This is a genomic window from Bacteroidota bacterium (assembly GCA_016722375.1).
Lineage (GTDB): Bacteria > Bacteroidota > Bacteroidia > Chitinophagales > LD1 > Bog-950.
Map to the genome: position 1 here is coordinate 62,460 of JADKJG010000006.1, position 12,763 is coordinate 75,222.

At 43.6% G+C, this 12,763-nt stretch carries 7 protein-coding genes; 3 read left to right on the forward strand and 4 right to left on the reverse strand.

Annotated features, from left to right (window positions below; genetic code table 11):
• Positions 1 to 5: 5 nt before the first annotated feature.
• The 3 genes from IPP77_09425 to IPP77_09435 form a co-directional block, all read right to left on the reverse strand.
• A complete protein-coding gene (locus tag IPP77_09425; GenBank protein MBL0309874.1) occupies positions 6 to 581 on the reverse strand; it encodes an aryl-sulfate sulfotransferase in 576 nt (191 codons plus the stop codon).
• 456 nt (positions 582 to 1,037) lie between these two features.
• Positions 1,038 to 1,649 carry a hypothetical protein gene (locus tag IPP77_09430; GenBank protein MBL0309875.1) on the reverse strand — a complete coding sequence of 204 codons (612 nt, stop codon included), beginning with the start codon at positions 1,647 to 1,649 and terminating at the stop codon, positions 1,038 to 1,040.
• A gap of 959 nt (positions 1,650 to 2,608) precedes the next feature.
• Positions 2,609 to 4,534 carry a tetratricopeptide repeat protein gene (locus IPP77_09435; GenBank protein ID MBL0309876.1) on the reverse strand — a complete coding sequence of 642 codons (1,926 nt, stop codon included), beginning with the start codon at positions 4,532 to 4,534 and terminating at the stop codon, positions 2,609 to 2,611.
• A 1,057-nt stretch (positions 4,535 to 5,591) separates the two neighbouring features.
• Between IPP77_09435 and IPP77_09440 the strand changes: the two genes are divergently transcribed.
• Genes IPP77_09440 through IPP77_09450 form a run of 3 tightly spaced genes read left to right on the forward strand, consistent with a single transcriptional unit; the run spans position 5,592 to position 11,735 of the window.
• The gene (locus IPP77_09440) at positions 5,592 to 5,855 is read left to right on the forward strand and encodes a hypothetical protein (protein ID MBL0309877.1); all 264 of its coding nucleotides are present in this window, start codon (positions 5,592 to 5,594) and stop codon (positions 5,853 to 5,855) included.
• Positions 5,856 to 5,902: 47 nt separating this feature from the next.
• The gene (locus tag IPP77_09445; protein ID MBL0309878.1) at positions 5,903 to 7,417 is read left to right on the forward strand and encodes a hypothetical protein; all 1,515 of its coding nucleotides are present in this window, start codon (positions 5,903 to 5,905) and stop codon (positions 7,415 to 7,417) included.
• A complete protein-coding gene (locus IPP77_09450) occupies positions 7,329 to 11,735 on the forward strand; it encodes a PKD domain-containing protein (GenBank protein ID MBL0309879.1) in 4,407 nt (1,468 codons plus the stop codon). Before IPP77_09445 ends, IPP77_09450 begins: the two co-directional genes overlap by 89 nt.
• A gap of 75 nt (positions 11,736 to 11,810) precedes the next feature.
• Here the strand turns inward: IPP77_09450 and IPP77_09455 are convergent, their stop codons facing one another.
• Positions 11,811 to 12,749, reverse strand: a complete 939-nt coding sequence (locus IPP77_09455; GenBank protein ID MBL0309880.1) for a hypothetical protein — start codon at positions 12,747 to 12,749, stop codon at positions 11,811 to 11,813.
• Positions 12,750 to 12,763 lie beyond the last annotated feature (14 nt).

The window sequence follows — 12,763 nt, forward strand, 5'->3', positions numbered from 1 at the left end:
CATCTTCAACGGGATTCCGGACAAAGAAGTATCTGCGTCTGTCGTTCCAAAACGATCTTTGGCGCGCCAGTCAAAACTACATTCTTCCCGGCATCCAACTCCTGAATCGCTTCACGCAAGGCGCGGGTCGTATCCACCGCTTCAAACTTTTTACCTACGGAATCCTTCCTCAAATCCATACTTACCGTATCCATTCCCAACAACAGGAAATGCCCGTTGGGTAGCCAACGCATGTCGTGTGGGTCGGTTTTATACAAGTTTTTGCATTTAACCGAATCCACCACTCTAAAGGTACTGTCCATAAACAGATAACCGCTCTGGTTAGAGTAGCTGATCCACCCATTGGCTTGTAATGCAAAATTATAAGGACTTGCTTTTTCCTGTATCATCGGTTTATAATAAGCCACGCTACCGGTGTGATCGAGTATCAAAAAAAGGGTTGTATTTGAATAATTGACCGAAAGAAAATAATAACCTTTCAGTGCCGGATGGTAAACGCTTGCCTTCAATGTAGGCAAGGATTGTGTAAACGAAGTCATCGAGCACAGCCAAAAGCACAGCAAGGAAACGGCTATTCTCATTTATTCTTTTGAAGAGGCGGCTTTATTTCTATTAGACAAGGAACCGAAAGATCGGTCACTACCCATTTTTCTGAGTAGATAAATCCATTTTCGCCGCAGGGAACTAACACCTGATAGTTTCCGAGGTTTGGGCGCTATCATAAATAGTTTCCGAATATTCCGGCACTTGGCATATAACCACCCTTTAAATCAGGAGGAGAAAAAGTAGAGGAATGTATTTCATTTTTAAAAAGTAGCGAATCTTGTCTTGGGCGAAAGATAAAACCTTTCTGTGGCTTGCATTTCTTTTTATCCGGATAAACTCGGGCGAATTTCCATTGAAATAAAAAACCTACAAAAAGTCTTCGAGACCTTTTGTAGGTTAAAAAAAGAAAGCCCTTTCCGCTGCAGCAGAAAAGGCTTCCAAGAGAAAAAATAAACTACAAAAGTTTTTGAAACTTTTGTAGTCTTTGCCACTTACAGCGTAATCCCCATTGCCGGGTCGCTCCAGCCGCTCATGCCCGAAGCATTCATGGCACACACGCTGAACCAGTAGCGGCTCAACCCGTTTAGATTTTGTGCTACAAATCGCCCTTTCTTGACACTCGCGCCAATGATGACAGGTGCTTCGCTCAAAGATCCCGGATACATGCGAAACAGATAAGCGCTTGCATCTCTCACCGGTTTCACCACCACCACAAGTTGCCCTTCGTGGGTAGCTGGAAGCACTTTAACAGTTGGAGGTATAGCAGGAACCGGAATCGGGCTTGGTTGTTTGCGCACTTCAAATCCACTGCTTAAAATAATCTCCTCATCCCCTCCGCTTTGAGTTTGAACAAAGTCTGCAAATCTCACGATCAGAACTTTCAACTCTTTGCGCCGAATGCGCATAATCGCTTTTTCGTCCTTATCGCCGCCGGAGGCCTCAATGCTCGCCAGCTCCAAACTGTCGGCTGCGGTGGCGAGGTCTGCCAAACTTGGCACAGGGTTTACCAGATTAGGGTTACCAGTTGATTGCAATATAATTTCGCGCGTTTTTTCTACCTGCTGCGCCACAGATTTTCTGAAATTTAATTTGATTCTTGCCATATTTTTTTGTTTTTTTGATTAATTTAATGTAATTTCGAACTATAGCCTTCGTCCATAGGCCGCCCAATCTGAGTGCCTAACCTTGTCTTTCTACCTTCCGGGAAGGCAGAGATAGCCATGGTTAGATGACTCAAATTATGGACAAACCTACAGGCTTGGCTTCACGGTCAGGCAGCACCATGCCACCTGACGGTTATTTTCTAAACCATTTTGCTCCTCCTTTTGCCGGCAAGGTTGGTTTTCTATTCAGCGCACAAAACAGCGACGTCTTTCTGTTTTGTATCTGATTTTAAACCTACCTCTATATATAGGTAGCGCAAAATGGTCTAAATATCAAAACTTTATGAAAATCCCGGTTTTCAATAAAGTTGATAATGCAAATATAATTCATGTAAGTCAAAGAGTCAAGGAAAATCAAATATTTGTTTAAAATACTTTTTTTACCAATGAAAAGCAGCAATATCTAAGATATTATTGATCCAATAAAGTGCATAAAAACGATTAAACGCAGTTCATAAATAATCATTTAAGCACCTGAACAAACAGGTTTTGGTGCAGAACTAAGATGTTTCAGTCCGGAACGTATGCGTTTTGGCGCAGAACTAAGGTGTTTTAGTCCGGAACGTATGTGTTTTGGTGCAGAACTAAGGTGTTTCAGTCCGGAACGTATGTGTTTTGGTGCAGAACTAAGGTGTTTCAGTCCGGAACGTATGTGTTTCGGTGCAGAACCAACATGTTCTGGTGCAGAACCTATAGGTTTTGGTCGGGTGATGATAAACTACAAATTACTGTAATAATTATTTGCGTCTAATCAAAAACAACTGTTTTTGCAGCAAAAACTCAAGCTTTCGAAGCAAAAACAACTGTTTTCACTTCAGAAATTCAAGTTATCGGACTGAAAACAATCATTTTAGGAAAAAAATCTCAGTTCTGACAAGTTAAGGTAAGCCCCTTCCCCTTTATTGTGATGGCTTTTCAGCCGCAATATCCATTTCTTTGATAGCATCCAGCACATCTTGTCTTTTGGGATTAATGGTAAGAGCCTTTTTAAAATATTTTCTGGCGGTTTCAAAATCACCGGCCTTCTTATAAAAGAAGCCCATATTGGCTTGTGCCACCTCCGACATAGGTTTGCGCACCAAGGCCTGAAAATTATAATAAATGGCACTGTCCTGCATGCCAGCATCCGAAAAAAGAACAGCGAGGTTCAATAGAGGAGCCGTCAGTGAAGAATCCAATTGGATCGCTGTTTTATAGTGTAACATAGCCGAATCGAATTGCTTCAACTGCTGATAGCAGGTGGCCAAATCAAAATGAAATTCGGCCTTTTCGGGTTTCAGGGCAACAGATTGCTGCAAATAGGGAATGGCCGCCGCTGGATCATGATAGTCCACCGATAGAATTTCCGCTAATCTGGCATTAGTGAATGCGTTTCCTGGATATATCTCTATAGCCTTCCGATAGTGTTTGACTACGGTTTCCAGCGTGCCAGCGGGAGGGGTCTCAGCCCCAAACTTGTAAGCACGATAAAGCTCAAAGGCGTAATTATGCTGTGCTATATAGGAGTTTTCCAAATAGCCAATGTCTGCACTGAACAAAGTCAGATAGTTTTCCCAATCCTTATTCCTCGAATAGGTTTTGACAGAATAAAGCAGAAGAACCATCAGGAGCATTATCGGAAAAAGAGGTTTTATTTTTTCCTCTGGTTTATGGTAGTTCATTCCAGAGCCGCGCAGCAACAACAAGGCCAGCGCCAGACAAAAACCGATGGAAGCAAAAAATGCCAGTCGCTCTGCTACAATTCCGGGAGCAAGCACTAGGATATTGGCGTAGGGCGCGATGGCAAACAGATAAAGCAGAATGGCCAAAGCCAGCAATTTGCGCTGAAGAATACCCTTTATGGCCCAAGCAAAGAGACCGAGGTGTATCAGAAAATAAAACAAGGGTTGAACAGCCCAAGGCATTTGCATTGGAACCATGTTGTAACCATAGTACCAGCCTAAAGGATGTGGAAAGATGAGTTTGCGGATATAAAACCCCAGCGAGTTGAATGCGGTTCCCAACTTGATCAGAAAATCTTGTTCCACTAAAGGGTTTTCTTCAAAGGCATATATCCTGCCCGACTCCAACAGCGGTGTTTTTAATATAAACTGTTGCACCCAAAACGCATAAAGAATCACGATTAGAAATAGCGCTGCTCCGACAAACACCAGTTGCCGAGGCTTTACATCCTTATGAGTATAATATAAGAGGAGGGGAGTCCAAAATATCAGTACCAGGCTGCTCTGTTTTGAAATAAGAGCGAGCATAAAAAGAAGAAAAACAAAAAGCCATAGAACTACCCTCTTCTTATCCCAAGCCCGAAGAAAAAACATCAAAAACAACAGGGAAAAGAGCAGAGAAAACAACTCCTCACGGTTTTTCAAACTGGCCCCTACCTCAGTGTGTATCGGATGCGCAGCGAACAAAAGTGCAACTGTGAAGGGTAATAGGACAGGGTTAAAGGGAAAAATTTGCCGCAAAAAGATAAACAGCATCAAACAGACTCCCGCATATATTATAGACTGAATGAAGTGACTGACATGTGGGTTGATCGAGAAAAATTCATGCTCCAGAGCAAACGAAATCTTGGTTAATGGACGATATTCTCCTCCGGTCTTTCCGTCTATCATATAATAAGGAGTGGTAAGGATTTCAGGAATTGCGCTGATACCCTGCGCTACCAAGTGATTATCCTTGACTGCAAATTGGTCATCGAGGGAATAATCATTAGGGATGGTATTGACATAAAGAAGAAAAGCAAACAGAAAAACAAGCAGCCCGGCATAGCGATGTACTATGGAATGAAGGGTGGGGCTTATAGCTATTGTTTTCTTGTTTTTCATTCCAGATACAATGATAGAAAACTCTTTTTGTATCCATCCTCCCCCGTCCCGCTGATATTGGCGGTCCACCCTCCCGAAGCGAGTTCGGGACAGGCTCTCAAGAGACTACCGTGTGGACACAACTTTAAATGGCAACATGTTACAAGACCATTCTATTGTTTGCACTTTTAACGATAATCGGATAAAAAATACAGTTTAACGCAAAGAACGCAAAGTGGACAGCCGCGCAAAGAGCGCAAAAGACATAGTCAACGACTGAATTCTTTGCGCTCTTTGCGTTAGCCTTTGTGTTCTTTGCGTTAAATTGTATTCGGTTTTTAGGATTTTTCGCCATAATAACGAGTCTATCCATAAAAATATCCATCCTAAATACTTGTGTCCAAACCTAGCTCCAGAGGGGGACAAACAGCCGTCCAACACAATTAACAGAGTGCCTATGAAGAAAATGACTGCACTTGTCCCCCTCTGGAGGAGGATTTTCTTTAAACTACAAAAGTCTCCAAGACTTTTGTAGTTTATTGTAATCAAAACCTGTCTATATTATTGTTCAAAAAGCTGAAGAGTTATTTAATTGATATGGCATAATCTACTTAACAGATGGCACTATCATAAAGCAGTCAATTAGACGCTATCCATCGAATTTGCCATTATTCAAGCAGGACACAAACTCATTATTCAGTAGAATTATTATGGCTTAGATAGAGCTACAGAGCGGACAGTGTTCCTATCCAAAAGCCAATAGCCATCTTGATTACAGCCCCTCTTGACTACTCAATATTTTTTCGCAAAGCTATAAATCTAAGAGGCTGGAAATCAGTCTGTTGGCTATTTCTGGCACGCTTCTTGCAAAGTATATTTATATTCTTGGAATGGGCTACAATGTTTTTCTTAGAATTTGTTTAATAGAAACCATTGATTACTTTAGCAGACAGAAACACAAAAAGAAAAGAAACTTTTGAACAGAGGTTTCGTATTAAACTTGACAGAAAAGATTTTAAGTAGTATCTTAAAGAAGATAAGCAACATAAAGATTTTATTTCACCATTAAACAAGCATTATGACAAACAGATTTACAAACAGTTTACCCACAAGAAGAGAAAATGGAAAAGCAGGAGCAATCGCTCTTTCAAAGGCAACAAAGTTTCTTGCCTCGCTTGGTAGGTGGCGTTTCTTAATAGTTCCGGCCATCGTGTTCTCGCTGCTGCTGATTGATTCGAGCGTATCGGCACAAACAGTCATCCAAATAGGAACGGGTACGGGTGTTCCCAATGTGGAACCAATCCTGCTTCCACCTTTGAATGTGTTTCGCCTTACGGGGTAACGAACGCCAAGAGCGGTAAGCGGACGCAGATGATTTATACGCCTGCTATGATTAACGCAGCCATGGCTGCTGCGAGTATTAGCCCTGGTCCGGCATTTATAAGTAACTATGCTTTTAATATAACCAGTGCCGTAGGGTCACATACGGTTACCTCCTATACGGTGAGTATGGCAAATATAGCACAAGACCAGCTTACTACCACCGGCGGCCTTTATACTGGGCCATCTACTTTGGTTTATTCCGTAGGCTCATATAATATGGATAATTCTACGGGATGGATTACATCGCCCACTTTCGGCTCTCCATTTCTTTGGGATGGTAGCAGCAATCTTCTCGTGGAAGTTTGTTATAGTTATAGCACTCCAGGCCCTATTGGTACTTATGGAGGCGCTCAGTACACGCCCGACGCGGGCGTGGGTGCGCCCAATCACATGGCCACATTATTGGCGTACGGTCCTTGTGCAAACCCCTCAGGCACTGTTACTACTTTCTACACCAGTCGCCTCACGAATATTCGATTGACAGTTACATCTGCCAACGTCTGCGCCGGTAACCCGGCAATAGGAAACGTATCAAGTGGACTCCAATGCCCAAATAGCAGTACCGATATTGATGTTTCGGGTTTGGGTGGACAGGGATATACTTATCAATGGTTGCAGTCTAATGCCCCAAGCGGGACTTACGTAAACGCTGCAGGAATTTCAACCAACGAAACTTATAGCACCCCAACTACTTTGCCTTATACTCCTACTTATTATAAAGTAGATGTTACTTGTTCTAATGGAGGAGGGATTACGCGTTCCAATTCGGGAAGCGTTGATTTGGACGAGTTTGTGAACTGTTATTGTATGACCTCTTTTAGTTCGGCGAGCGCCGCAACCGATATAATGACCAATGTGACACTAGAAGGAAGTGGAGCAACTCCGCTATCACCTACCCCATTGAATAATACTTCCGGAATAGAGACAAATCACTATGGTCTATATGGGTCAATCGCCACCCCCTATGGTAATGTATCGCAGGGGTCTAATTATTATTTAAAAGTAACTAAAGGAACAGACGTGGGTAGTCGGGCTAATGCTTGGTTTGATTGGAACCGGGATGGAGTTTTCGGCACCACGGCATATCCCGCTGTTGGTTGGGAATATCTGGGAGCCACCACTGCCGGGAATGGTGCTTATGCTTATCCGGTCTTTACCGTTCCTGCTTCAGCCGTTACAGGGCCTACCGTTATGCGGGTGGTAGAAGGGAGAAATCTGGCGACAAACAATGCTTGTATTAGTACTACAACAGGGGAAACTGAAGATTATGTGATATTCGTAACCGGTGGCTCATGTGTAGAGCCAAGTATTCAAGCCAGCGGAAATAGCATGGGAACGATTAATGCAACGGATGCGACCATTAACTGGAGTGGAAACGGTAATGGTAACGGCGGTGTATTTGTGTTGTTGAAGCAAGGATCGTCTGCTCCATATGAGCCTTTCGCAGGCTGTCAGCTATGCAGCCAATGCGAATTTTGGTTCCGGCGACTTCACTTTAGCAGGCTCTTATGTGGTTTATAAAGGGTCCGGAAGTTCTGTTACTGTTACGGGTCTTTCCATTGGCACCGAATATACTTATAGTATTTACGCCTATAATTCAACAACTGATTGCTATAAATTGGTGTCACCAATCGGGGCATCGTTTACTACCTTGAACGTACCTATGGTTGTTCTTTCGAGCACTACGACGCAGTTGGTAACTGCCAATGTCACCCAGAACTCGCCAAATAATCAGATTATTGGCTTACAAGTGGTAGCATCAGGCGGCACAAACCCTGCTCTGGACTTTACCTCTATTACTTTTAATACATCAGGATCTACCTCTCCGGGTAGTGATATTGTATCAGCAAAAATATACTACACCGGAAATAGTTCTACGTTTACAACAACTACTCAGTTTGGTAGCACAGTTGTTGGGCCTAATGGGTCTCATGTAGTCAATGACTTGATTACCCTGCTACCGGGGACTAATTATTTCTGGGTGGCCTATGATATAGCGCCGGCGGCAACAATAGGTAACTTTGTGGATGCACAATGCACCTCCTTTACGGCAGGCTCTCCACTGACCCCTTCTGTTACTAATCCGGCTGGATCTCGTGAGATTGGGCTAATCGTTTATTGTATCCCCGCTCCCGGAGGATCAGCCTGTGATATATTTAGTAATGCTGATGTTGTTACTGTCTCACTGTCTATCAACGGTACTGGCTCCACATTTAATTTTACAGGCGATACCTGTTTGGGAGGTGCTCCAAATAATTATCAAATAAATTCTTACACTGGTAATTTGGTGATTGGCAATACCTATAACATCACGCATGTGAAAGACGGAGGCACTTTTGGCTGTCGCCGTATTGTTTGGATAGATCTGAATAACGATGGTGACTTTACGGATACTTATCTTGGCCAGAGTGAAAAAGTCATGGATGTAACCTCAACCAACGTGAGTGAAACGGGATCTAATTTTGTGATTCCTGTCGGTATCGTTGCTGGCATTCACCGCATGAGAGTTTGGTCTGGTTATACCGGATCATTTGTTCCTTCTGACATTAATACGGTAACCACCGGTTGTGAGTCGCTTAATTCTGGAACAAATATTGGTGATGTTCGCGATTTTAATATAGATCTTACTTGTCCTGTTCCAACTATCAGCGGCTTATCGTCCACGGCAGTATGTGCCTCGGCGAGCCCACAATCTATTGACCTTTCTTATACCGGTGTGACCAATGCACCAACTCAATACAGTATTACTTGGAACGCAGCGGCTATTACCGCCGGATTAGTGAGCGTAGGGTTCTCGGCTTTACCAGCCAGTCCTATATCTGTTTCAGTTCCTGCGGCATTGGTGGCTAATACCTATTCCGGTACTTTGGTGGTTAGAAATGTTTGCGGAAGCGTTAGCTTGGGTGACCCGATAAGCATCACGATTAACTCCATACCTACCCAGCCTGCGAGTGCAGGTAATGTAGGCATCTGTGAAGACATACCTAATGGGGTGCTCACCGCTACCAGTGTAGGCAACTCAATAGATTGGTTTAATAATCCTACCGGAGGCAGTTCTATCAATACCGGAACTACCTTGACTACAGGTACTGCGGGAACTTATTATACCCAGGCTACTACTTTGGCCACAGGATGTGTGAACTTGACAAGAACACCTATTACTTTAACAATTAATCCACTTCCGGCTGCCTTTAACGTGACCGGAGGAGCTTGTACGCCAGCCGTCATGGGCTTGGACGGCTCTGAAGTGGGGGTTAATTATCAGTTGATTCGTACGGATACATTCAATGTGGTATCCAATGTTGGTTCTATATATGCCGGCACAGGAAGTCCTCTTTATATGGGCTATCAGAATGTAGCAGGTACTTATCAGGTAATAGCAACCAGTGTGGTCGGAGGATGTACTAAGATGATGACTGGTGTGTCCACCGTTGGAATTTGTATTAGTGAGTGGGGAGGATTTACAAGCGATGATTGGTTTACTAATACCAACTGGCTTCCACCTGCTGTACCTAATATCTGTGGTGCCACTATTGTAATCTATGCTAACAGAGCTCCTTTCCCGGTCATTAGAACCGGACCAAACACATCCGATGTACAAGTGGGTAACATGTATATTGAAGGTGGTGCTACTGTTACAGTGAATAGTGGTCGCACCCTGTCTGTGTGCGGAGATTGGAACACTTTTAATGCTTATACTACCGATACCGTTTCTGAAGTGAAGGGAGCAGGAAAAGTAATTATGAATGGTGGATTTACTCAAGGATTTACAGGAATATCCAGATTTAAGTTGCTTGAACTGGACAATATCTTGGGTGCTGCTATTGGTGCCAACGCTGTCGCATCAGTTGAAACAGGTCTGCATCTTATTTTGGGCGATTTCAACACTACAGCCGGCACCTTGCATTTGCTGTCTAAATCTGCCACACATAGTGCCTACTTAGACAACTTCACCCCAGGTTTTGCCGGTACTTTGACAGGTAATATCTATATGGATCGCTTTATGCCGATACGTGGCTTTAACCAACACTATATGAGTTCGCCGGTGAATGCTCCTACCTTAAAACAATTAGGCGCGAGCGGCCCGGATGGAATATTTGTTCAGCCGGATGCTTACTGCGATGAAACAAAGAGTGCTTACCATTCTCCTTATGGAACGGTGTTCTCTTATGATGATACGTACATGGGTGCAGGACAGTGCAAATTGGGCAACTGGCAAATCAAAAGTCAGGGCACGATGGACAACGGTCGCGGCTATTCATCCTACCAGCAGGGAGATACAGTTAGAAGCCTAATCGGCGTTCCGAATACAGGCGATTTGGCTGTAAGCGGCTTAAATAACAAGGGCACTGTTTCAGTACCTACGCTTCAATCCATCATGAACCCTATTGAGTCAGGATGGAATCTGGTGGGCAACCCTTATCCTTCGGCTATTGATTTAACAACGCCTCGTGCCGGATTCTCTGATCAGGTGCAGGTATGGATGACCTCCGGTATTTACTCCGGAAGCTGGCAGCAGTACCGGATAGGTATTGATCCACATATCTATATAGCTCCTTTCCAAGCCTTTATGGTTTTGAATACTTCTGCAGGCAATAACGGCAGCTTTGATTTCTTCCAGTCAGAGCGGGTTAGAACAAATGCTGGTATTCAGTTCTTCCGCACAAGTATCGAAAACAGTTTGGTACTGGAAGTTGATTACAATGGTGTGAAGGATATTACAACGGTAGAGTTTAATCCAGAGGCAACGGAAGGTTTTGATGCTCGGTTTGATGCGAGCAAGCCAGGCGGACAGTCGGGCAGACCAACCTTGTTCACACACATGAACGCCAATCGTGGCTATGCCATCAATTCTCTTCCATCTCTTCATCAGGCTACTACAGTGCCGATGGGCTTGAGACCGGAAGCAAATGGTATGATGAAGATTGCTGCCTTGGGTATTCAGTCCTTTGATCCGACTTCTTACATCTTCTTAGAAGACAAGCAAACCGGTGTATGGCACAATATGAGAGACGGCGACTATACTTTCGCTACCAAGACTACCGATAATCAAGATCGCTTTGTGCTACACTTCACTCCTCCTGCTCAAATCTTGGTGAGCGATGCGACTTGTAGCGGTAGCGGCATGATTCAAATCGAGCAGCCGGGAAGTTCCAACTGGAACTACAGCCTGTCTGATGTGAATGGCACGGTGGTTTCTGCCGGAACGCTGAACGCTTCTTCACCCGTCAATATGGCCGCCAATGCAGGTGTCTATTCACTGACCTTGCGCGATAACAACGGTTACACAGTGATGAAGAATATACAGGTGAGCGGAGAACAATCTATTGTAGCCGCTTTCGCTGCCAGCAACTATATCGCTAAGACACAAGAGGACATCTCTTTCACTTCTCACAATGCAGATGCGGTGACGGTAGAATGGAACTTTGGTGATGGTACTACTGCAAACACCACAGGTGCTACTCACCGCTATACCAGCGAGGGCGTTTATACTGTTTCTCTAACCGTGATTAACGAAGCGGGTTGTAAATCGGTAACTACTCAAACGGTGACGATTACTTCGAGAGAAGCTACGGGCCTAACTACTATTCAAAGCAACAAACTTCCTATCTGGAGTGCTGACAACCGGGTGTTTATTGACTTCGGTGGTCAAACCAAGGTGGAAGCAGAGATTGAACTTTACAACATCATCGGTCAACTAATCAGCAGTAAGAAGTTTGGCCGCTCTACTATCTATTCTAAGGAGATTCCAAACTTGGAAGCTGCTTATATGATTGTAAAAGTGAAGAACGACGGTATCACTACTACGAAAAGAGTGTTTATCGGAAATGTGAAATAACCGGTAACCCCTTTAAACAAGAAGCCCGCAGATCTAAGGATTTGCGGGCTTTTTTATTGTCTGTTTGTCTGAATTCTATTTGGCTAATCTTCTGATTTTTTCCAACAGAACTTCAGCTATCTTTTGTTTCGATTCATGCGTCCATCCGGCAATGTGTGGGGTAAGTAATATCCGCTTGTCAGCAGTCAATTTTTCAAAAACAGATTTGTCTTCCTCGTTCAACGTATTCAGCTTTTCGTTTTCCAGAACATCTAACGCAGCACCGATTATTTTTTTCTCTTCTAAGCAACGAACCAAATCTTTGGTTTTAAGAACCTTTCCGCGAGAGGTGTTCAAAAACCAATAGGGCTTTTGAAAGGAAGAAAGAAATGAATAGTCAATCAGGTATTTAGTCTCTTCTGTAAGTGGCAAATGCACACTCAATACATCCGATTCCTCAAAGATTTTCTTCAGCGTTGATTCGAATATATAATCTTTAGAGAAGCCATGATAGTATTTGTCGTACGCAAGAATCCTTACGTCAAATCCTCGCAGTAGTTTTGCAAAGGCCTGTGCTGTATTTCCAAAGGCCATCAAGCCAACCGTCTTGCCCGACAATTCATGCCCCCTGTTTTCCTCGCGTCGCCAATCATAGTTTCTTACTTCTGCATCCGCTTTGGAAAGATGGTTCATCCCGTTCAAAAGCATACCCAAAGTATGTTCGGCTACTGCATTTCGATTTCCTTCCGGAGAATTGAAGGCTTGAATACCTTTTTGTTTGGCATAGTCCAAATCAATCACCTCTAATCCCGAACCTGCGCGACAAACAAATTGTAAGCGCTCCGCACGGTCTAACATTTCTTTTCCGACGTGTACTTTGCTATTAACAATTAGTCCCGTATATGCCGATATTCTTTCCAGTACTTCTGCCGGTTTGATTTCGGGGAGGTAGTCCACTTCAAAACCATCATGTGCCAATCCCTCTATCAATAAAGGATGAACTTCATCTGTTATCAAAATTTTTCTTCGCATCATCTGTCTGTTTCTCC

What these genes read in the sequence shown, in the direction of transcription:
- IPP77_09425 (MBL0309874.1), bottom strand. Translation starts at nt 581, where the DNA reads ATGAGAATAGCCGTTTCCTTGCTGTGCTTTTGGCTGTGCTCGATGACT.
- IPP77_09430 (MBL0309875.1), bottom strand. Translation starts at nt 1,649, where the DNA reads ATGGCAAGAATCAAATTAAATTTCAGAAAATCTGTGGCGCAGCAGGTA.
- IPP77_09435 (MBL0309876.1), bottom strand. Translation starts at nt 4,534, where the DNA reads ATGAAAAACAAGAAAACAATAGCTATAAGCCCCACCCTTCATTCCATA.
- IPP77_09440 (MBL0309877.1), top strand. Translation starts at nt 5,592, where the DNA reads ATGACAAACAGATTTACAAACAGTTTACCCACAAGAAGAGAAAATGGA.
- IPP77_09445 (MBL0309878.1), top strand. Translation starts at nt 5,903, where the DNA reads ATGATTAACGCAGCCATGGCTGCTGCGAGTATTAGCCCTGGTCCGGCA.
- IPP77_09450 (MBL0309879.1), top strand. Translation starts at nt 7,329, where the DNA reads ATGAGCCTTTCGCAGGCTGTCAGCTATGCAGCCAATGCGAATTTTGGT.
- IPP77_09455 (MBL0309880.1), bottom strand. Translation starts at nt 12,749, where the DNA reads ATGATGCGAAGAAAAATTTTGATAACAGATGAAGTTCATCCTTTATTG.